Genomic DNA, 21,523 nt, shown 5'->3' with positions numbered 1-21,523 from the left:
CACCTTTTCGTCGCCGACCGGCGCCGCCCGCACCGGAGTCGGCGGGAAATGCCGTCGACAGGAGGCCGCGCGGCGCACTGGGATGGGCCCTGACCGTCCGCTGTCCGGAGCGGGCCGACGACAGGAGCTGCTTTTGACGACCGGTGACGTCACGGAGATCCGGCCCGCGATTGACGCCGCACTGGTCAGACGTCTGGTGGACACCCAGTTCCCGCAGTGGGCGCGGCTGCCCCTGCGCCTGCTCGACCCGGCGGGCTCGGACCATGTGATCTACCGGCTGGGGGAGGAGCTGTCCGTCCGGCTGCCCCGCCACGCCTGGGCGATGGGCCAGGCCGGGAAGGAGGCGGAGTGGCTGCCCCGGCTCGCCCCGCACCTCCCGCTCGCCGTCCCGGTCCCGGTGGGCGTCGGCAGGCCCGCCTTCGGCTACCCGTGGACCTGGGCGGTGTCCCGCTGGCTCGACGGCGAGGTGGCCACCGTGGAGGCGCTGGCCGACTCCCGCCGGGCGGCCACCGACCTCGCCGCGTTCCTCACCGCCCTGCGGCGGTGCGATCCGGGCGATCTCCGCGAGCCGACCGCCCGCGGCGACCTGACACTGCCGCCGCTGGCCGCGCGGGACCGGGCCACCCGGGCCGCCATCGCGCGGCTCGACGGCGTGTTCGATGCCGCGGCGCTGACCGCGCTGTGGGAGGCGGCGCTGGACGCACCCGCCTGGGACGGCCCGCCGGTCTGGTTCCACGGCGACTTCCACACCGGCAACCTGCTGACCGTCGACGGCCGGCTCAGCGCCGTCATCGACTTCGGCGGGCTCGGCCTCGGCGCCCCGGCCTGCGACCTGATGATCGCCTTCACCCTGCTGTCGCCCCCGACCCGCGCGGAGTTCCGGGCGGCCCTCGGCGTCGACGACGCCACCTGGCTGCGCGGCCGCGGCTGGGCGCTGACCACCGGCCTCAGCGCCTACACCGCCCACGCCGCGACCGACGCCCGGGTGGCCGCCCAGACCACCCGCCAGATCACCCAGGCCCTCATCGGCTGACCCCGCCGCCGGCGACCGAACGAACCGGCCCGCGGCCGGAGCGGCCCGACCCAGCTCCGATAGCATGTTCGATCTCGCGGTGATTATCCTCATCGCTCCCAGGGTGAGCCAATATGAACAAACCGGCTGAACGGTCGATGTCCAGAGCGGTGCGGGTGAATACGCAGACACAGAACACAGGTGCGTCGACCACGGCGGGTCGGCCGCGCACGGCGGTGTGGGCCGCCGCAGGCGTCGCCGCACTCGCGCTCCTCGTCGCGATGGAGATCACCGCCCGCCGCTACGGCGAACCCGGTCCGGTCACCACCCAGCTGAAGGGCATGGTCTTCGCCCCCAAGCCCGGCCCCCTCTACGGCGGCCTCGCGCTGACGATGGTCGTGCTCGCCTGGCGGCAGAGATTCCTCGCGGCCGGCACCGCCATCGCCCTCGACCTCGTCTTCGTCCTCGTGCGCCAGGCCGCCGGCGTCGAAGCGGCCGACGGCCACTCCTTCGGCAACGGCGCGCTGTGGGTGATGCTCGGCTGCGCGGTCCTCGCCCTCACCCGCCGCACCGGCGAGGACCGCGCCCTGCTGCTCAAGGGCGTCGGTCTGGGCCTGCTGCTCGTGGCCGGCCGCAAGACCGGCGACGCCTGGCTGGTCATCACCGCGAAGGCCCGCCCCGCCGTCCTCGACCCGTACCTGGCCATGGCCGACCACGCGCTGGGCAACCCCTCCTGGCTGGTCGGCCGTCTGCTCCGGGCCACCGACCCGATCGGCCCCCACCTCATCCACGTCGTCTACGCCCAGCTCGCCGTCGCCGCGATCGTCGTCGCGCTCTACCAGCTGCGCAACGTGGCCGCCGAGCGCCGCTTCCCACGCCACCACCTGGTCCGCACCTTCCTGGTGATCGGCCTCCTCGGACCGGCCGTCTATATGATCTTCCCGGTCGTCGGCCCGGTCTTCGCCTACGGCCCCGGCGCCTCCGGCACCGGCGGCGTGCAGTGGGCGGTGGCCAACCTGTGGCCGGACACCCCGCCGCCGCTCGCCACCCCCCACCCGGTGACCTACGACGCGCTCACCCCGCGCAACTGCATGCCCAGCCTGCACACCGCGTGGGCCGTCGCGATCTTCATCCACACCCGCAGGGCACCCCGGCTCCTGCGCTACGGCGGGGCGTTCTGGCTCGCCGCCACCCTCTGCGCGACCCTCGGCTTCGGCTACCACTACGGCGTCGACCTCGTCGCCGGCGTGGTCTTCGCGCTCACCATCGAGGCGGCACTGCGCGCGTTCGACCGCGGCTGGGACCGCTCCGCCACGCTGCTGATCACCTACGGCACCGTCGTCTTCGTCGCGCTGCTGGCGGCGTACCGCTGGCTCCCCATGGAGATGGCCCGCCACCAGCTCGTGGCCGGACCACTGCTGCTGCTGGCGATGTCCTCCGTGGTGTACGGCTATGTCCGCACCACCCGACGCTGGGCACCGGTCCGCGTGCCCGCCCAGCGGACGGGAGCGCGGCCGGAGGCCGAACCCGCACCGGAACCCGAGCCCGCCTGAGGCGTGACCACGGGCTGCGGGGCGTGCGCGCACCGAAGGCCCTCTCCGGCAGGACCCCTCGCCGATCCATGCGCCGACGACGACATGACCGGACGTACGTCGGGGGAGGACCTTCACGCGTTCTCCAGCACGTGCGGCGACGCGGCACCGACCGGTGCGGCTCGCCCGCCCTGCCCACCCGACGTCACGAAGGATCCAGATGAACCAACGACTGCGGCGCCTGCTGGCCGCGGCCTCCACCACCCTGTGCGCGACCGCCTCGGTGGCGGGCTGTTCGACCGCCAAGGGCTCCGACGAGCCGAGCGCCCGGCCGACACCGCCGGGGCGGTACGCCTCGCCGAACCCGGGCTCCGTCAACACCTACTGGATCAAGGCGCCGGACGGCCTGGTCCTCGTCGACACCCTGCGCACCCCCGATGACGCCCGCAAGGCGATAGCCGAGATCAAGAAGACCGGCGAACCCGTCGTCGCCATCCTGCTCACCCACTCCCACCCCGACCACGTCGGCGGAGCCGCCGCCTTACACGAGGCCTTCCCCGACGCCCCCGTCCACGCCTCCAAGGCGACCGACCGGGCCATGCGGGAGGACAAGCGCGGCTTCTATCCGCTGGCCCGCTCCGCCAACCCCCGCTTCCCCGCCCGGCTCACCTACGCGGACCGGACCTTCGAGGACGGCACACCGGTGCGGATCGGCGGCCTCCGCCTGGAGACCGCCGGATTCACCGAGGGCGAGTCCGACACCGCGACCGTCTACTACCGCCCCGACACCGGCGACCTCTTCTCCGGCGACCTGGCGACCGGCAAGGTCACCCCCGCCCTGATCGAGGGCAACACCTGCGGCTGGCTCCAGATCCTCGACCGGCTCGGCCGGCGCTTCCCCGACGCCCGGACGATGTACCCGGGCCACGGTGCTTCCGGCCCGGCCCGGACGCTCATCGACGACCAGCGCGGCTACCTCCGGCACGTCCGCGCCCTCGTCCGGCCCGCCGTGGCCCCGGCCTCCCCCGCGGGCACCGGACTCTCCCCGGCCGAGCAGAAGTCGCTCGTCACCGCCGTGGACCGCGCCTACCCCGGCTACCCGCCGGTCGCCGACCTGCCCACCATCGGGCAGGAGAACGTCAAGGCGGTCGCACGTGAGCTGGCCGCCGAGAACCCCGCCCACCTGCCCACCGCCTGCGCGGACCCGGCACGGTAGGGCGGAAGCCCCCCGAGGAAGGAGCGGGCGGCGGCCCGGCGGAGCCCCCGTGCTTCAGGCCGCTGCCCCGCGCCGGCGCCGGATCGGCTCACCCACCCGGTGCAGATGGGTGAGGGCCTCGCGGTACGACCGCAGCAGTCCGGTCTCGTGGTACGGCACGCCGATCTCCGCGCAGTAGGCCCGCACGACGGTCCGGGCCCGCCGCAGATGCGGGGTCGGCATGCTGGGGAACAGATGGTGCTCGATCTGGTAGTTGAGCCCGCCGAGCAGCACGTCGGTGACCCTCCCGCCCCGCACGTTGCGCGACGTGAGCACCTGGCGGCGCAGGAAGTCGGGCCGCTCGTCGCCGCGGAAGGTGGGCATGCCCTTGTGGTTCGGCGCGAACGTGCAGCCGAGGTAGACACCGAAGAGGCACTGGTGCACGAAGAGGAAGGCCACCGCCTTGCCGGGCGGGAGCACCAGGAACAGCGCGGACACGTAGGCCGCGAGGTGGAACAGGAGCAGCGCGGCCTCCAGCGCGCGGTGCTTCATGGACGGCGAGCGCAGCGCCCGCAGGCTCGCCACATGCAGGTTGAAGCCCTCCAGCGTCAGCAGCGGGAAGAACAGCCACGCCTGGTGGCCACCGATGAACCGGGCGACGCCCCGGCTGTGGCGGGCCTGTTCGGTGGACCACACCAGGATGTCCGGGGCGACGTCCGGGTCGAGATCCTCGTGGTTGGGATTGGCGTGGTGGCGGGTGTGCTTGTTCATCCACCAGCCGTAGCTCATCCCGATCCCGAGATTGCCGAACAGCCGGCCCCACACCTCGCTCGGCCGGGCCCTCCGGAACACCTGGCGGTGCGCCAGGTCGTGCGACACCAGGGCGATCTGCCCGGACATCAGCGCGAGGAAGGCGGCCACGGCCAACTGCCACCAGCTGTCGCCGAGCGCGCCGAACGCGCCCCAGCCGGCCGCCGTCAGCGCGATCACCAGCGCGAGCCGTGCCGTGTAGTAGCCGGGGCGGCGCCTCATCAGTCCCGCCTCGGCGATACGGCGGGACAGCCGGGCGAAGTCACTGCCGGCGCGGGAGTCGGACGTACGGGCTCGGGCGTCGGGTGCCGGGACGGCGACCGGTGCCTGCGGGGAAATCGTCATGCCGACGAGTCTCCGCAGGTCCGAGCGGCGGAAACAGCCAGCCAGTCACCGTCCCCGACGGGGGGTCTTCCCCAGGTGGCCCCGGGTGCTGCCACCCCCGCCGGGCCGCCGACCTGCGCCGCGCCGACGCGCTCCGGCCGCCGGACGGCGTGCGGTCAGAGGTTCACCGTGGCGCGGAAGACGGTCCCGGTGCCGTGCACCGCACCCGCCTCCCCGGCCGGGAGGTACGCCGACGCTCCCTGGGGAAGCGGGAGTTCTCCGCTCGCCGTACGGACGAGGGCCGAGCCCCGCGTGCACAGCAGGATCTGGGGAGCGGCGGCGTCGAACCGTCGCTCGGGACCGCCGGGCGGGAGCACCCACCGCGACAGGCGGAAGTCGTCGGCGGGGGTGTCGTAGACCTCTTCGCCGCCGGGGCCGGCTTCCGGCCCGAGCACGTGCGGGGCGGTGGACGAGAACCGGACGACGCGCAGCAGTTCGGGTACGTCGATGTGCTTGGCGGTGAGGCCGCAGCGCAGCACGTTGTCGGAGCTCGCCATGATCTCCACACCGAGCCCCTCCAGGTAGGCGTGGGGAACTCCGGGGCCCAGGTAGAGGCCCTCGCCCGGGCTCAGCGTGACGAGGTGGAGCAGCAGGGCGACGAGGAGACCGGGGTCGCCCGGGTGGCGGCGGGCGATGCCGGCGTACGCCGACCAGGTCCCGGCGCGGGGTCCGGGCCCGGAGGCGAGCCGGGCCAGGGAGCGGGCGACGGCCTCCAGCGTGTGCGGGGGTGCGTCGAGGAACGCGGCGACGCAGTCGTGCAGCGCCTCCTCCTCGGGCGCCTTCCGCAGCGCGGCGATGTGCGCGTCGAGCGCCGCGACGCCCGGCTCCTCCAGGAGGTTCGCGCTCTCCCGCGGGTCGCGGAAACCGCACAGTCCCCGGAAGGCGGTGAGGGCGACGATCAGCTCGGGCTTGTGCTGGTCGTCCTTGTAGCAGCGGTGCGGTGCGGTCAGGGGGATGCCCGCGGCCTCCTCCCTGGCGTATCCCGCCGCGGCCTGGGTGCGGTCCGGATGCACCTGGAGGGAGAGCGGTTCGGCCGCGGCGAGGAGCTTGAGGAGGAACGGCAGCCGCACGCCGTGGCGCCGGAGCGTCGCCTCGCCGAGCTGGGCGACCGGGTCGGCCTCGATGACGTCGAGCAGCGAGGGGGTTCCCGCGCTGCCGTGGCCCCGGTCGAGGCGGGAGGGAGCCGACGGGTGGGCGCCCATCCACAGTTCGGCCTGGGGCCGCCCCGTGGGGGGCGTGCCGAGGAGCGCGGGAAGGGCGTCGACCGACCCCCAGGCGTAGTGCTGCACGGTGTTGATCAGCCGATCCATCCAGGGCGGTCCTTCGTGTCCGGTAGCGGTGGTGGGTGCGAGGTCAGGCGGTCGTGGGGTGCAGCGCGCCGAGCGGCCTGCCCGCGCCCGGGGCGTCCGTGCGCGCCGAGGCGGCGGCTGCCGCGGCGCCGATGAGGCCGGCGTCCCCGGCGAGTGCGGACGGTCCGACCTTCAGGCCGCGCGTGAAACTCAGGGCCGCGTAGGTCGTCAGATGGCGGCGCAGCGGCGTGAAGAGCAGGTCGCCGGCCTGGGCCACACCGCCGCCGATCACCACCACGTCGAGTTCCACCAGCGAGGCGGTCGCGGCGATGCCCGCGGCCAGCGCCTGCGCCGCCCGGTCGAAGACGGCCAGGGCGATCCCGTCGCCACCGCGCGCGGACGCCGCGACGGACGCGGCGGTCGGTGCGGCGCCGGACGGCGGCCGCCAGCCCGCTGCGAGGGCCCGCCGGGCGATGGCGGTGCCGCTGGCCAGCAGTTCCACGCAGCCCCGGGAGCCGCAGGGGCACGGCTCGCCGTCGAGATCCACGCTGATGTGGCCGATGTGCCCGGCGTTGCCGGTGATCCCCGGGTGCAGCCGCCCGTCGAGGACGAGGCCGCCCCCGACGCCCGTGGAGACCACCATGCACAGCGCGTTCGCGGCACCCCGCGCGGCGCCCTTCCAGTGTTCCGCCGCCGTCATGGCGACGGCGTCGCCCGTCAGGACGGGTTGGACCGCGGCGGGCAGGCCCGGGTGGGACGCGACCGCGGCGACCAGCGGAAAGTCACGCCAGGCGGGGATGTTGACCGGGCTGACCGTGCCGGCGACGGTGTCGACGGGGCCGGCGCTTCCCACTCCCAGGCAGGACACCGAGTGCCACGCCTCGTGCGCGGACAGGTCGTCCAGGACCGAGGTGACCGCGGCCAGCACGGCGTCCGCGGATCCGCGGGCCGGCGTCGGCCGTTCGGCCCGGACGAGGATCCGGCCCTCCGCGTCCACCACCGCCCCGGCGATCTTGGTTCCTCCGATGTCGAGTGCCCCGTACATGGGTTCTGTGTCCCCTCTCGGATCGGCGCAGGGGCGTGGGTGCCTCACCTGCGGCCCTTACTGTGCCCCGTGGAGACAACGTTGTCCAGCGGTAACTTCGGCGGTCGAACTTTCTGCGGGTCCGGCCGCCGGCCGAATGGCGAGCAGATCTCGCCGGTGACTCAGCGGTTCGCGCGGACCGCTCGGCCGGTGGCGGCCCCGCCGGCCGCGGCCCTCGGCTCCGGATCCCGGAGCGTGCTCGCGAGCGGAAGGCTCCCCTGGCGCAGCGGCACCAGTTCGGCCCGCAGCACCATCGTCGCCGCGCCGATGGCGGGCGCCGTGGCGGCCGAGTCCGACAGCCGGGCCGTCACCGGGTGCGCGGCGCGCGCGAAGAAGGTCCGGTCCAGCTCCTCCTGCACGACGGGCAGGTAGACCGAGCCGGCGACCGCCAGGGCGGGTCCGGTGAGCACCAGGGTGTCCAGGTCCATGATGTTGGCGAGCGCGCGGGTGGCGAGGGCGAGCCAGCGCGCCGACTTCTCCAGCAGCTCCCGCGCTCCGCGGTCCCCGAGCCGGGCGGCCCGGGCCACGGCCGCGAAGTCCGAGGCGACGGAGGGGCGTTGGCCGCCCGGCCCCTGGGTGAGTCCGGCCGCCCGGGAGACGCGCGCGTCGGCCCGCGCCTGGGTCACCACGGCCGCCGGCCCCGCCAGCGCCTCCGTGCACCCGCGGGCGCCGCACCAGCAGTCGGGGCCGTCCGCGTCCAGGCACATGTGGCCGATCTCGCCAGCGTTGCCGCTCCGGCCGCGGTAGACCACGCCGTCGATCATGAGGCCGGCGCCGATGCCGGTCCCCATGTAGACGGCGGCGAAGCTCGGCGTGCCGCGCACCACGCCGGACCAGTGCTCGCCGAGCGCGGCCGCGGTGGCGTCGTTCTCCAGGACGACGGGGAGGCCGGTCGCCTCCGCGAGTGCCTGGTCGAGGGGGAAGTCCTCCCAGTGACGCATCGTGGGGGGTGTCAGGCGCATGCCGCTCGCCGGGGTGAGCGGGCCGGGGGAGACCAGGCCCAGACCGAGGACCAGGTCCCGGCTGATGCCGACGCCCTGGATGAGCTTGTCGACCTCGTCGGCCATGCGGGCCACCACCACGGGCGGGTTGTCGGTGCCCGCCCCCGCCCGGGACATCCGGGCCACGACCGAACCGCCGAGGTCGGTGAGGGCGTAGGTGATGCCCGAGTGGTCGAGGTGCACGCCGACCGCGTACCGGGCGCTCTCGTTCAGCGCCAGCAGCGTGCGGGGCTTGCCGCCGGTGGACTCGGAGCGGCCGACCTCCGTGACCAGACCGTCGTCGATCAGGCGCCGGACCACGGTCGAGATGGTGGCGCCCGTGAAGCCGGTCGCCTCGATCAGCCGGACCCGGCTGATGGTGCCGGCCGCCCTGATGACGTCCAGCACCGCCGCCCTGCTGGTCGCATGCGGCATGTCCCTCGCCGGCCCGCCCATCGACATCCTCCCCGGCGCCCAGGCAGGCGCTGTGCCGCGGCCGGTGGATCCGGCCTCTCACCCAGTTTATTTGCAGGACGAACATAGCAACCCGAGTCCGGGCGCCGCACCGTGTCCACGGCCCGGGAAAGCGGCCGAAGTTCACGCCGATGTGTTGACTTTCTTTCTTCGCCACCTTAACAATCTCGCCACACAAGCGTGGTTCCCGTCCCTTCGGGGCGTCAGGGAGCCCAGGCCGGCCGTCCGGCAAGGACCGCCCCGAGAGAGTGGCCTCATATGTCCAGGATTCGCAGTGAGTCGCGTCGTGTCAGCCTCGCGGGGGCCGTGGCCCTCGGCCTCCTTCTCACGGGATGCGGTGCCGGTGACGGCGCCGGCGGCGGTGGCTCCGACACGCTGATCGCCTACACGGGCCAGAGCGGCGACTACCAGATCAACTTCAACCCGTACTCGCCGACCGTGATCGACGGCCCGGGCACCATCTTCGAGCCGCTGTTCTTCTACAACGTCGCGCGCAAGGACAAGCCCGAGCCGCGCCTGGGCACGGCGTTCTCCTGGAACAAGCAGGGCACCGAACTCTCCGTCACCCTGCGGCCGGACGCCAAGTGGAGCGACGGGCAGAAGTTCACCGCGGACGACGTCGTCTTCACCCTCGACATGATCCGCAAGAACCCCGCCATGAACAGCACGGGGTACTCCGGCACCGCCAAGGCCGTCGACGCCACCCACGTGAAGATCACCTTCGACAAGCCGTCGTTCAGCGACGGACCGCAGATCCTCGGCCGGTCCTGGATCGTCCCCAAGCACATCTGGTCCCAGATCGCCAAGCCGTCCGAGGACGTCATGAAGAACCCGGTCGGCACCGGGCCCTTCAAGCTGGCCGACTTCAAGCCGCAGGCGTTCACCCTGGAGGCCAACCCCGGGTACTACGGGGGCGCCCCCGCGCTGAAGAAGATCCGCTTCGTCGCGCTCTCCGGCAACCAGTCCGGCGCCGACGCCCTCAAGGCCGGCCAGATCGACTGGCAGACCGGCCCCGTCCCCGACATCGAGAACGTCTCCAAGAACTACCCCGGCTACCAGGCCATCACCGTCCCGATGAACCAGACCGCCCTGTTCACCTGCTCCGACGCCGCCCTCGGCTGCACCGGCCCGCAGACCGATCCCGCGGTGCGCCGGGCGATCTACTACGCCATGGACCGCACCCAGCTCAACGCGCTGGCCTTCGAGAACACCTCCAGCGAGATCTCACCCGGCTTCGCCCTGCCCGAACGGGACAAGGCGCTGGTGTCGGCCAGGCTCACCGACCGCCTCGCGCCGATGCAGCCCCAGCTCGCCAAGGCCGACGGCCTGCTCCGGGCGGCCGGCTACACCAAGGGCTCCGACGGCGTCTACGCCAGGAACGGCACGAAGCTCGCCCTCACGGTCAAGGTGGTCTCCGGCTGGACCGACTACATCACCGCCGTCAGCACCCTCGCCGAACAGCTGAAGAAGGCGGGCATCAAGCTCACCGTGCAGCAGGTGTCGTGGAACGAGTGGTCCGACGCCCGCGGACGCGGCCAGTACCAGCTGCTCATCGACGCCGTGTCCCAGGGACCGGCCCCCGACCCCTACTACCCGTACAGCTACTTCTTCTCCTCCCGCACCACCGCGCCGGTCGGCCAGACCGCCAACCCCAACTTCGCCCGGTTCAGGAACGCCCGCGTGGACGCCGCCCTCGACGCGCTGAAGGCCATCGACCCGCAGAACACCGCGGCCCGGCAGCCGTACTACGACACCATCCAGACCGAGATCGAGAAGTCGATGCCCTACATCCCGATCCTCACCGGCGGCACCACGAGCGAGTTCAACGCCCGCAAGTTCACCGGCTGGCCCACCGAGGACGACCTCTACGCCTTCCCGGCGGTCTGGGGCCGGCCCGACAACTCGCAGGTGTTCCTTCACCTCAAGCCCGCCAAGTGAGGCACGCATGAGGTACTACGCCCGCAAGCTCGGTTTCTATCTCGTCGCCCTGTGGGCGGCCGTCACCCTGAACTTCTTCATCCCGCGACTGATGCCGGGCAACCCGGTGGACATCCTGATGGCGAAGCTCCAGCAGCGCGGCGGCACCGTCGACCCGTCGGTACGCCGCTCCTACGAGCTCCTCCTCGGCGCGGACAGCGGCGACTCGCTCGCCCAGCAGTACGTCTCCTACCTGGGCAACATGCTGCACGGCGACTTCGGCGTCTCGGTCAGCTCCTACCCGGCCAAGGTGTCGGACGTGATCGGGCAGTCCCTGCCCTGGACCATCGCCCTGATCGGCATGGCGACGTTGATCTCGTTCGTCCTCGGCCTCGCCCTCGGCACCTGGGTGGGCTGGAAGCGCGGCTCCTGGCTGGACTCCCTCATCCCCGGCACCACCGTGCTGGCGGCCGTGCCGTACTTCTGGCTGGCCCTGATCCTCGCCGCGCTGCTCTCCTCCACCCTGCACTGGTTCCCGCTGCTCGGCGGCTACGACGTGTCCCTGTCCATGGGCTGGAACCGGCCGTTCATCTCCTCCGCCGTCCAGCACGGCATCCTGCCCGCGCTCACCATCGTGATCTCCTCGGTGGGCGGATGGCTGCTCGGCATGCGCAACATGATGGTGTCCACCGCGGCCGAGGACTACATCCTCACCGCCCGCGCCAAGGGCCTGCGCCCCAGCCGCATCATGATCCGCTACGCCGCCCGCAACGCGGCGCTCCCCTCGGTCGCGGGCTTCGCCACCTCCCTCGGCTTCGTGGTGTCCGGCTCCGTCATGACCGAACAGGTCTTCTCCTACCCGGGCATCGGCAGCCGGCTGCTGCAGGCCGTCGAGAACAACGACTACGCGCTGATGCAGGGCATCTTCCTGGTCATCACCGTCGCGGTCCTCGGCGCGAACCTGCTCGTGGATCTGCTCTACGGGCTGATCGACCCCCGCACCCGAGCGAACAACTGAGCGGAAGGATCGTCCGTGACGAGTGTCATTCCCCCCTCCAGCGGGCTGGAGGACCTGCCGCCGGGCACCGAGCCCGGCGCCCTGCCCCCGCCCGCCGCCGGCCGGCGCACCGGCTGGCGCGCCGTGCTGCCGGCCTGGACGCCGAAGCTGGCCGTCGGCCTCGGCCTGGTGGTCGTCATCGCCCTGTTCGGCCTGCTCGGACCGGTGTTCGCCGGCGACCCGGCCACCATCCGCAACATCGGCCTGACCGGACCGAGCGGTGACCACTGGCTCGGCACCACCCAGACCGGCCAGGACGTCCTCGACCAGCTCACCCACGCCACCCGGGGATCGCTGCAGATCGGCCTCCTCGTCGGCGTCATGGCCACCGCGCTGTCCGCCCTGTTCGGCGTGATCGGCGGCTACGCGGGCGGCATCGTGGACGAGGCGTTCTCGCTGTTCTCCAACGTCATGCTGGTCATCCCCGGCCTTCCGCTGGTGATCGTCATCTCCGGGTTCGTCCCCGCCGACCAGCGCGGATCCTGGACCATCGCCCTGGTCCTGGCCCTCACCGGCTGGGCCGCCGCGGCGCGCGTGCTGCGCGCCCAGACGCTCTCCCTGCGCAACCGCGACTACGTGGCGGCGGCCCGGGTCGCCGGCGAGAAGCCCTGGCGGGTGATCTGCGTCGAGATCCTGCCCAACCTGCTGCCCGTGCTGGCCTCGCAGTTCGTCTTCTCGGTGATCGCCGCCATCCTCAGCGAGGCCGGCCTGTCCTTCCTCGGCCTGGGGGCCTCCAACTCCTCCACCCTCGGCACGATGCTCTACTTCGCGCAGAACGGCTTCGCGCTGCAGCGGGAGGCCTGGTGGTGGTTCGTCCCGCCCGGCCTGATCATCGCCGCCTTCGGCTGCGGGCTCGCCCTGATCAACCTCAGCCTCGACGAGATCATCAACCCGCGGCTGCGCCGCCCCGGCCGCGGGCGCGCCGCCCGCGCGCTGTCCGGCAGCAGCCGCAAGGACGCCGTCAGGAGCACCGCCGTATGAGCCACAACCTGTCGCCGCAAGCTGCCGGGGCGGCCGCGGACGTCACGCGGGACGCGGTGCTGACGGTGCGCGACCTCAACGTCGTCTACCAGGGGGCCACACCCGTGCACGCCGTCAAGGACGTGTCCCTGACCCTGCACCGGGGTGAGATCCTCGGCCTGGCCGGCGAGTCCGGCTGCGGCAAGAGCACCCTCGCCTACGCCGTCAACCGACTGCACGACTGGCCCGCCGAGGTCACCTCCGGCTCGGTCACCTTCCACGACCGCGACGGCGAGGACCTCGACCTGCTCGCGCTGCCGCCCGGCCGGCTGCGCAGGTTCCGCTGGTCGAAGCTGTCCATGGTGTTCCAGGGCGCGATGAACGCCCTCAACCCGGTCACCACCGTCCGGGCCCAGCTGGAGGACGTGCTCACCACGCACCGCCCCGGCATGTCGAAGCAGGAGCGCGGGGCCCGCTGCGCCGAGGTGCTGGAACTCGTCGGCGTCGAGCCCCGCCGGATGGCCTCCTACCCGCACGAACTCTCCGGCGGCATGCGGCAGCGCGTGATGATCGCCATGGCGCTGCTGCTCGACCCCCAGGTCATGATCATGGACGAGCCGACCACGGCCCTCGACGTCCTGGTCCAGCGCGGCATCCTGCGCGAGATCCTCCGGCTGCGCGACGAACTCGGCTTCGCCGTCGTCTTCATCACCCACGACCTGCCCCTGCTGCTCGAACTCAGCGACCGCATCGCGGTGATGCTGCGCGGGGAGATCGTCGAGTACGACACCGCCGAGACGCTCTACCGGCAGCCCCGCCACCCCTACACGCGCCGCCTCCTGGACTCCTTCCCGAGCCTCACGGGAGAGCGGGGCGCGTTCCTGCGGGACGGGGCGGCCAGCCGCACGCAGGTTCCCACCGACGGGGGTGCCCGATGACCACGCTCGAAGTACGCGATCTCGTCAAGGAGTTCACGCTCAGGTCCGGGCTGCGCCGCACCCGCCTGCGCGCGGTCCACCGGGTCGGCTTCACCCTCGTGCCCGGCCGCACGGTCGCCCTGGTGGGGGCGTCCGGGTCGGGCAAGTCCACCGTCGCCCGCATGATCGCCCGCCTGGAGAAGCCCACGTCCGGCACGATCGCCGCCGTCGGCCCGGACGGGGCGCGGATCGAGGACCGCCACTACCGGGACCATGTCCAGATGGTCTTCCAGGACCCGTTCGCCTCGCTCAACCCCTTCCACAGCATCGAGCACCATCTGGCCCGCCCCCTCGTGCTGCACGGCCGGGCGAAGGGGCGCGAGCAGGTCCGCGACCGGGCCGCGCAGCTCCTGGAGCGGGTGAACCTCCCCGCCGGCCTGATGGACCGGCGCCCGCACGAACTCTCCGGCGGCCAGCGCCAGCGCGTCGCCATCGCCCGCGCCCTCGCGCCCGGTGCCCAGGTGATCGTCGCCGACGAACCGGTCTCCATGCTGGACGTCTCCAGCCGCCTCGGCGTCCTCAACCTCCTCGCCCGGCTCCAGCGGGAGGACGATCTGGCGGTGCTCTACATCACCCACGACCTGGCCACCGCACGGCACTTCTCCGACAGCATCGTGGTGATGAACCGCGGGCGGATCGTCGAGCGCGGACCGGCCGACGACGTCATCCTGGACCCCCGGCACCCGTACACCAAAACCCTGGCCGCGGCCGCCCCCGACCCCGAACTGCGCGGCCGGCTGCGCTCGGCGGACCCCGGACCCGAGGCGTCCTCCGACCGCGACCACCTCACCTACGACCACGACGCCGGGCGGTGGGTGGACATCGACGCCGACGCCCAGGCCGCCGTCACCGCTGCCTGAGACAGCAGCAGAACACCGAAGGGCCGGGGCCCGCCGACCTCACGTCGGCGAGCCCCGGCCTTCTCGCGCTTCCCCCTTGGCGGTCGCTACACGCGCGTCGCCCGCACCAGCACCAGCCGCTCCGGATACAGCACGGGCGCCTGCAGCCCGGCGTCCGCGAGGACCGCGCCGGGGAGTTCGACGCCCTCCGGCGTCCACCAGGGCAGGCGCAGCCCCCAGTGGTGGGCGTTGCCGTCGGGCACGTCCCCGGGGGCCTGCGGACACACCCGGTAGACCGTGTCCCGGTCGAGGCCGGGCAGCCGTACCGGACCGGTGGGGTACAGCTCCGACGTGCCGTGGGCGACCAGCGCGTAGATCGCCTCGGACGCGTCCTCGGCGACCACGCCGTGCACCTCGTAGGCGGGATCCGGGTGGTCTCCGTGCACCGCTGTCCCCGAGTGCAGCAGCGGCCGCAGCTCCTTGTACAGGGCGACCCACCGCGCCAGCCGCTCCAGCTCCTCCGGTGGGGCGGAGGTCAGGTCCCATTCGATGCCGAAGTGGCCGAACAGGGCGGTACCGGCCCGGAAGTCGAGCGGATGGCTGCGGCCGGTGGTGTGGGACACCGGCGAGCCGACGTGCGTGCCCATCAGCTCCAGCGGGATCAGGGCGTTGGTCCACCGCTGGATCTGCTGCCGCTCCAGGGCGTCGATGCAGTCCGACACCCACACCCGGTCCGTGCGCTCCAGGATGCCGAGGTCGACCCGGCCGCCGCCCGAGGAGCAGGACTCGATCTCCACCCCAGGGTGCCGGGAGCGCAGTTCGTCCAGCAGCCGGTAGACGGCGAGGGTCTGGTCGTGCACACCGGCCCGCCCGGTGGGCTGGTGCCCGGCCTCGACGAGGTCGCGGTTGTGGTCCCACTTCAGGTACGAGACGGGGTACGTGGTCAGCAGGTCGTCCAGCCGCTCCAGGATGTACGCGTACGCCTCGGGCCGGGCCAGGTCCAGGACCTGCTGGTGGCGGGCGGCGCCGGGCAGCCGGCCGCCGGTGGCCATGATCCAGTCGGGGTGGGCGCGGGCCAGGTCGGAGTCCTCGTTGATCATCTCGGGTTCGACCCAGATCCCGAACTCCATGCCGAGCGCGGTGACATGACCGGTCAGCGGGCCGAGCCCTTCGGGCCAGACCTCGTCGGAGACGTACCAGTCGCCGAGCGCCCGCCGGTCGTCGCGCCGCGCGCCGAACCAGCCGTCGTCCAGCACGAAGCGCTCCGCGCCCACCGCTGCCGCCGCGTCCGCGAGCCGCTTGAGCCGCTCCAGGTCCTGGTCGAAGTAGACCGCCTCCCAGGTGTTGACCACCACGGGCCGCGGCGAGGACGGGTGCTGCGGGCGGGCCCGCAGCCGGCGGTGGAAGCGGGCGGACACCTCGTCCAGGCCGCGGCCGTACGCGCCGTACTGCCAGGGCGTGGAGTAGCTCTCGTCCGGCCCGAGCAGCACCTCGCCGGACAGCAGCAGTTCGCCCGAGCCGAGCAGCGCGACCGAGTGGAAGGTGCGCTCGGCGAAGGTGCGGTGGTTGCCGGACCAGGCGGTGTGCACGGCCCACACCTCACCGCCGCGGTTGCCGAAGCCCTGTGTGCCGGCCGCCAGCAGGAACGCGGCGTCGAAGCCGGTGCGGCCCGTGCGGTTCTCCCGCATCCGCAGGCCCTGGGTGAACGCGGTGCGCTGCGGGCTGCGTTCGCGCAGGTGGCGCCCGGTGAAGTCGAGGAGTTCCACGGCGACGGGCGGCACCGGCAGGGTGAGGTGGACCGCGTCCACGGCGAACGGGGTGTCCGCGAGGTTGGTGAGGGTGGCCCGCTGACGCACCAGGCCTTCGGCCGTCAGCTGGACGGTCAGGGTCAGGCCGAGGGCCGCCGCCTCGTCGCGGGCGTGCACGACGAGGGTGCCGGGGCGGTCGCCGCCGTCCCGCCCGTCGACGGTGAGTTCGCCGCGGGTGACACGGAAGGCGGACGAGAAGTGCGCGCCGCCGCGGTGGCCCACCAGCCCCGGCGTGCCGAGCCAGCCCGCCGACTGCTCGGGCAGCACGGAGACCTCGACGGGGCCGTCGACGGAGAAACCGACCGGCTGGGGCAGGGAGGCCAGCCGCAGCGCGTGCAGCCGGGCGCCGGACAGGTCTCCCGGATCGGCTCCCCAGTGCAGGACGCGCGGGAGGGTGTCGCCCGACAGGTCCAGCACCAAGGCGGTGCCGGCGGCGCGCAGATGGACCAGGTCGGGGACGGGAGTGAGGGAATCAGCTGACACGGTCACGCTTCCTCGACGTTCCTCGGAGTGGGATGTCCGTACGTCGTTGACTTACTTAATTCAGCGACGTAACAATGCTCGCGAGCCTAATGGCCTCGTCCGGAAGACACCAGGGTCCGGCGAAGACGGATGTCCCGGCCGCAGGCTTCTGATCCGACGGGAGTGAACATGGCGCGAACGACCCTGCACGAGGGCTGGCTCCTGCACGCGAAGCACGGCCCCGTGCCGGACGCCGTCCGCGGGCGCACCCTGCCGGCCACGGTGCCCGGCAGTGTGCATCTCGACCTGATGGCCGCGGGCCTGATACCGGACCCCTACCTCGACCGGGCCGAGGAGGAACTGGTCTGGACGCACCGCACGGCCTGGCAGTACCGCCTCGCCTTCGACGCGGCCGCCGCACGGGCGGGGGAGCGGGTGGACCTGGTCTTCGAGGGCCTCGACACCGTCGCGACCGTCACCCTGAACGGCCGGACGATCGGCACCACGGCCAACATGCACCGCGGGTACCGCTTCGACGTACGCCCCCATCTCGTCGACGGCGCCAACGAACTGACCGTGGACCTCGCCTCCGCGCTGGAGTACGCCGAGGAGACGGAGGCGTCGCTCGGCCGCCGCGAGCACGTCTACCCGCACCCCTTCAACATGGTGCGCAAGATGGCGTGCAGCTTCGGCTGGGACTGGGGTCCCGACCTGCAGACCGCCGGAATCTGGAAGCCCGTCCGGCTGGAGCGCTGGCACACCGCGCGCTTCGACCGCGTCCGGCCCCAGGTACGGGTGGAGCCCGACGGCACCGGCGTCGTGGAGGTGCACGCGGACGTCGAACGCGCCGCAGCCGACGGCCCGGACCTCGTCCTCACCGCCGAGATCGCCGGTCACCGGGCGCGCGCCGTGCTCACCGCCGGCACCACCACCGCCGTCCTGCGCGTCACCGTGCCCGACGCGCGGCTGTGGTGGCCCGCCGGATACGGCGACCAGCCCCTGTACGACCTCCACGTCGCCCTCGCCACCGAGGCGGGGCCGGCCGGCACCGGCGTCCTGGACACCGCCGACCGCCGCGTCGGCTTCCGGAACATCACCGTCGACACCACCCCCGACGCCACCGGCACCCCCTTCACCTTCGTCGTCAACGGCACCCGCGTCTTCGCCAAGGGAGCCAACTGGATCCCCGACGACCACTTCCTGACCCGCATCACCCGCGAACGCCTCGAACGCCGCGTCGACCAGGCGCTCGCCGCCCACATGAACATGCTGCGCGTGTGGGGCGGCGGCATCTACGAGACCGACGACTTCTACGACGTGTGCGACGAGCGCGGCATGCTCGTCTGGCAGGACTTCCCCTTCGCCTGCGCCGCCTACCCCGAGGAGGAGCCCCTGCGCGGCGAGGTCGAGGCCGAGGCCCGCGAGAACGTCGCCCGCCTCGCCGGACACCCGAGCCTCGCCCTGTGGAACGGCGGCAACGAGAACCTGTGGGGGTACGCCGACTGGGGCTGGCCCGAGCAACTCGCCGGCCGCACCTGGGGCCTCGGCTACTACACCGACCTGCTGCCCCGGATCGTCGCCGAACTCGACCCCGCCACGCCCTACGCCGACGGCAGCCCGTACACACCCGGCGCCCCGGTCGGCGGCATCCACCCCAACGACCAGGACCACGGCACCCGCCACGAGTGGGAGGTGTGGAACCGGGTCGACTACACCCACTACCGGGACCACATCCCGCGCTTCTGCTCCGAGTTCGGCTTCCAGGGCCCGCCCACCTGGGCCACCCTCACCCGCTGGATCCACGACGAACCGCTCGCCCCGACCTCGCCCGCGTTCCTGCTGCACCAGAAGGCCGAGGACGGCAACGGCAAACTCGACCGCGGCCTCGCCCCCCACCTGCCCGCCCCGCGCACCTTCACCGACTGGCACTGGGCCACCCAGCTCAACCAGGCCCGCGCCGTCGCCTTCGCCGTCGAGCACTTCCGCTCCTGGTGGCCCCGCACCGCCGGCACCCTGGTGTGGCAGCTCAACGACTGCTGGCCGGTCACCTCCTGGGCCGCCGTGGACAGCGACGAGCGCCCCAAGCCCCTCTGGTACGCGCTCCGCCGGGCCTACGCCCCCCGGCTGCTGACCTTCCAGCCCCGCGACGGACGGCTCGCCGTCGTCGCCGTCAACGACACCGACGAGACCTGGACCGGGCGGCTGGTCCTGGAGCGCCGCACCCTCCAGGGCGTCGTCCTGGCCGGTGCTAAAGTCGACCTCCGGGTGGCACCCCGCTCGGTCGGGCTCGTGGAAGCGGACGACGCACTGCTCGCACCGGACGAGGTCAGGCAGGAGGTACTCGTGGCGTCGTCGGAGGGCGTACGCGCGATCCACACCTTCTGCGAGGACCGGGACCTCGCCTACCGGCCCGACGCACTCAGCGCCGAGGCGCACGCGGTGCCCGGCGGCTACCGCGTCGACGTCCGGGCCGGCTCCTTCGCCCGCGACATCGCCGTCCTGGCCGACCGCCTCGCCCCCGACGCGGTCGTCGACGACATGCTCGTCACCCTGCTGCCCGGTGAGACCCACTCCTTCCACGTCCGCACCGGCCACACCCTCGACCCCGCAGACCTGACCGCCCCGCCCGTGCTGCGGTCCGTGAACAGCCTCTGCCACGCCTCACCGGAGATCGGATGACCCCTGCCCACCGCGACCGCTCCCAGCCGGGCGCCCTGGGCCTCGTCCTGGCGCGCTCGACCCGACTGCTCGGCGTGGAACCGTTCTTCATGGAGTTCATCACCGGGATGGAGGAACGCCTGGTGACCCGCGACATGTCGGTGCTGCTCCATGTGGTGCCCACGTACGAGGAGGAGATCGCCGCCTACCACCGGTGGGCTGCGGGCGGCCTGGTCGACGCGGTGGCCGTGGTCAACCTCGTCGAGGGGGACCGCAGGCCGGGCGTCCTGCGCGAGCTGGGCCTGCCGGCGGTCCTCGTCGGCACCTGGCGGGACGACCCCGGGCTGCCGGCCGTGCGCACCGACGACGCGGGGCCCGTCCGCGACGCCGTGTCCCGGCTCGCGGACCTCGGCCACCGGGTCGTCGCCCGCGTCACGGGACCGCCGTCCCTGCTGCACACGCGGGCCCGCACCGCCGCCCAGGAGGAGGCGTGCCGGGAGGCGGGCATCGAGGCGGTGGTCGTGGAGGGCGACTACACGGCCGAGTCCGGGGCCCGGCTCACCGCCGAACTCCTCAAGCGCACGCCCCGGCCCACGGCGATCCTCTACGACAACGACGTGATGGCCGTCGCCGGGCTGGCCGCGGCCAAGGACTTGGGGGTGGACGTCCCCGCCGACCTCTCCCTCATCGCCTGGGACGACTCCACCCTCTGCCGTCTGGCCTCACCCCCGCTGACGACCATGACCGTCGACGTCCACCGCTTCGGCGTCCTGGTCGCGGAAGCCGCCCTCGACCACATCGACGGCCGCCCCGCCGGCGAGCGGTGGTCCCCTACGGCCCACTTCGTACCCCGCGGGACGACCGGGCCCGCGCCCGCCTGACGGACCCGCCGCGCGATCCCGCCGCATTGCCGGGAATCGCTTCTCGGCCGGCGGATACCCATACCTCATGGGGTCAGGCAGCGTGCCCCTGGGCTCGCGGTGAGGCATACCGCGGGTCCGCCTCCCTGAGGCGTGGGTCCCGGCCTCCGCGCGGGCTCCACCCCGAGCCGGCTCTCGCGCGGCGCGTTCCCCCTCCTCACCTCCCGCGCGAGGGCCCCGATCACTCCAGGAAGCGCAGCTCCGCGTCCGGATTGCACTGTGGGCAGGCCCGGACGCCCTCGGCGAGGGCCCGCCGGGCCTGCTCGCGGGTGATGCCGCGGCTGCGCTTGCGGCCGTCCCAGCAGCTGCCGACGTGCACGAAGAGGGGGCCCTGGTGGCGGCCACCTTCAAGGCGCCACTCCGGCTCCGGCGGCCGGGCCGCGATGCCCCGCTGCCGCTCCCGCTCGCGCCGCTCGGCGTCCTCGATCTGCCGCCGGACCCGCTCCAGGGTGAGGACCAGCCAGGTCTCCAGGGTGCGGAGGCGCGGCAGGTCGGGCGGCAGATCGGTCACGTGTTCGATTCTAGGGCGTGGGGAGCTCCGGCTGCAGCTGACGTCCGTGTGGCCCTTCCGGTGAGTGTGCTCGCATGGCCTTGTTACGGTCGCCGGATGGCGAACTGGGATGCGGACGGCATCCGCGTACGGATCCGGGAACTGGCCGCCCGGGACCCGGACCGGCAGCGCTTCGGCGCGCGGACGCACGGGTACGCGCTGGCGCCGCCGCTGCCGGCGTCGGAGGTCCGGGCGTTCGAGGAAACCCACGGCATCGCACTGCCGGCGGAGTACCGGTCGTTCGTCGCGGAGGTCGGCGACGGCCCGGCCGGGCCCGGTCACGGGCTGATGCCGTTGACCGCCCCTCGCCCGGACGCCGACGGGGAGTGGGCCGCGGACGACGAGTGGGAGGAGGACCGCCTGCCGGGCCGCCTCGCCGAGCCGTTCCCGCTCACCCAGCCCCTGCCCGGCCGGATCGCGGCACCCGCCGAGCTGACGCGGGGCACGCTGATGCTGGCCGAGCTGGGCTGCGGCATGTTCTTCCGGCTCGTCCTGAACGGCCCCCGGGCCGGAGAGATCTGGCAGATCGACCCGGACTGGGGCGGCTTCCTGCCGGTGAGCCCCGGCTTCCGGTCCTGGTACACCGACTGGCTGACGAGCCCGTGAGGGCGGCAC

17 protein-coding genes are annotated in these 21,523 nt (G+C 73.1%); 11 read left to right on the top strand and 6 right to left on the bottom strand.

Annotated features, from left to right (window positions below; all coding sequences use genetic code 11):
• Positions 1-133 precede the first annotated feature (133 nt).
• From IE308_RS02115 to IE308_RS02105, 3 genes are all read left to right on the top strand, one after another.
• Positions 134-1,033, top strand: coding sequence for an aminoglycoside phosphotransferase family protein (locus IE308_RS02115; protein WP_229908665.1), 900 nt, complete (start codon positions 134-136; stop codon positions 1,031-1,033).
• A gap of 137 nt (positions 1,034-1,170) precedes the next feature.
• Positions 1,171-2,565, top strand: a complete 1,395-nt coding sequence (locus IE308_RS02110) for a phosphatase PAP2 family protein (RefSeq protein WP_190217331.1) — start codon at positions 1,171-1,173, stop codon at positions 2,563-2,565.
• 199 nt (positions 2,566-2,764) lie between these two features.
• Positions 2,765-3,760 (top strand): MBL fold metallo-hydrolase, encoded by a 996-nt coding sequence (locus IE308_RS02105; protein WP_190216335.1) that lies wholly within the window; start codon positions 2,765-2,767, stop codon positions 3,758-3,760.
• A gap of 54 nt (positions 3,761-3,814) precedes the next feature.
• Here IE308_RS02105 and IE308_RS02100 read toward each other — a convergent pair whose 3' ends face one another.
• The 4 genes from IE308_RS02100 to IE308_RS02085 all read right to left on the bottom strand — a co-directional run bounded on the left by IE308_RS02100 (position 3,815) and on the right by IE308_RS02085 (position 8,721).
• Positions 3,815-4,894 (bottom strand): fatty acid desaturase family protein, encoded by a 1,080-nt coding sequence (locus tag IE308_RS02100; protein ID WP_190216334.1) that lies wholly within the window; start codon positions 4,892-4,894, stop codon positions 3,815-3,817.
• A 155-nt stretch (positions 4,895-5,049) separates the two neighbouring features.
• Positions 5,050-6,243: a mannose-6-phosphate isomerase, class I gene (gene manA, locus IE308_RS02095; protein ID WP_190216333.1), complete on the bottom strand. Its 1,194-nt coding sequence runs from the start codon at positions 6,241-6,243 to the stop codon at positions 5,050-5,052.
• A gap of 43 nt (positions 6,244-6,286) precedes the next feature.
• Positions 6,287-7,267, bottom strand: a complete 981-nt coding sequence (locus IE308_RS02090; RefSeq protein WP_190216332.1) for an ROK family protein — start codon at positions 7,265-7,267, stop codon at positions 6,287-6,289.
• 161 nt (positions 7,268-7,428) lie between these two features.
• Complete coding sequence (locus IE308_RS02085; protein ID WP_204359478.1) at positions 7,429-8,721, bottom strand: ROK family transcriptional regulator; 1,293 nt, start codon at positions 8,719-8,721, stop codon at positions 7,429-7,431.
• A gap of 345 nt (positions 8,722-9,066) precedes the next feature.
• Here IE308_RS02085 and IE308_RS02080 point away from each other — a divergent pair, with 345 nt between their 5' ends.
• Genes IE308_RS02080 through IE308_RS02060 form a run of 5 tightly spaced genes read left to right on the top strand, consistent with a single transcriptional unit; the run spans position 9,067 to position 14,531 of the window.
• Positions 9,067-10,698: an ABC transporter substrate-binding protein gene (locus IE308_RS02080; protein ID WP_229908664.1), complete on the top strand. Its 1,632-nt coding sequence runs from the start codon at positions 9,067-9,069 to the stop codon at positions 10,696-10,698.
• Positions 10,699-10,705: 7 nt separating this feature from the next.
• Positions 10,706-11,695 carry an ABC transporter permease gene (locus tag IE308_RS02075; protein WP_190216330.1) on the top strand — a complete coding sequence of 330 codons (990 nt, stop codon included), beginning with the start codon at positions 10,706-10,708 and terminating at the stop codon, positions 11,693-11,695.
• A gap of 15 nt (positions 11,696-11,710) precedes the next feature.
• On the top strand, positions 11,711-12,715 hold the full coding sequence (locus IE308_RS02070) for an ABC transporter permease (RefSeq protein WP_229908663.1): 1,005 nt from the start codon (positions 11,711-11,713) through the stop codon (positions 12,713-12,715).
• Positions 12,712-13,632, top strand: coding sequence for an ABC transporter ATP-binding protein (locus tag IE308_RS02065; protein WP_190216329.1), 921 nt, complete (start codon positions 12,712-12,714; stop codon positions 13,630-13,632). Before IE308_RS02070 ends, IE308_RS02065 begins: the two co-directional genes overlap by 4 nt.
• Positions 13,629-14,531 (top strand): ABC transporter ATP-binding protein, encoded by a 903-nt coding sequence (locus tag IE308_RS02060; protein ID WP_190216328.1) that lies wholly within the window; start codon positions 13,629-13,631, stop codon positions 14,529-14,531. Before IE308_RS02065 ends, IE308_RS02060 begins: the two co-directional genes overlap by 4 nt.
• Before the next feature lie 86 nt (positions 14,532-14,617).
• Here IE308_RS02060 and IE308_RS02055 read toward each other — a convergent pair whose 3' ends face one another.
• Positions 14,618-16,801, bottom strand: coding sequence for an alpha-galactosidase (locus tag IE308_RS02055; protein ID WP_229908662.1), 2,184 nt, complete (start codon positions 16,799-16,801; stop codon positions 14,618-14,620).
• Positions 16,802-16,969: 168 nt separating this feature from the next.
• Here IE308_RS02055 and IE308_RS37160 point away from each other — a divergent pair, with 168 nt between their 5' ends.
• Complete coding sequence (locus tag IE308_RS37160) at positions 16,970-19,459, top strand: glycoside hydrolase family 2 protein (RefSeq protein WP_190216327.1); 2,490 nt, start codon at positions 16,970-16,972, stop codon at positions 19,457-19,459.
• A complete protein-coding gene (locus tag IE308_RS02045) occupies positions 19,456-20,319 on the top strand; it encodes a LacI family DNA-binding transcriptional regulator (protein WP_110635048.1) in 864 nt (287 codons plus the stop codon). The genes IE308_RS37160 and IE308_RS02045 overlap by 4 nt, the downstream gene beginning before the upstream one ends.
• Before the next feature lie 220 nt (positions 20,320-20,539).
• Here IE308_RS02045 and IE308_RS02040 read toward each other — a convergent pair whose 3' ends face one another.
• Positions 20,540-20,869, bottom strand: a complete 330-nt coding sequence (locus tag IE308_RS02040) for a DUF6233 domain-containing protein (RefSeq protein ID WP_110635051.1) — start codon at positions 20,867-20,869, stop codon at positions 20,540-20,542.
• A gap of 96 nt (positions 20,870-20,965) precedes the next feature.
• Here IE308_RS02040 and IE308_RS02035 point away from each other — a divergent pair, with 96 nt between their 5' ends.
• Positions 20,966-21,514, top strand: a complete 549-nt coding sequence (locus IE308_RS02035) for an SMI1/KNR4 family protein (RefSeq protein WP_190216326.1) — start codon at positions 20,966-20,968, stop codon at positions 21,512-21,514.
• Positions 21,515-21,523: the final 9 nt, after the last annotated feature.

This window comes from Streptomyces griseosporeus (assembly GCF_014656055.1).
GTDB classification, from domain to species: Bacteria; Actinomycetota; Actinomycetes; order Streptomycetales; family Streptomycetaceae; genus Streptomyces; species Streptomyces griseosporeus.
Note: the sequence above shows the minus strand (reverse complement) of the source record. Positions and strands in the feature narration are given on the sequence as shown.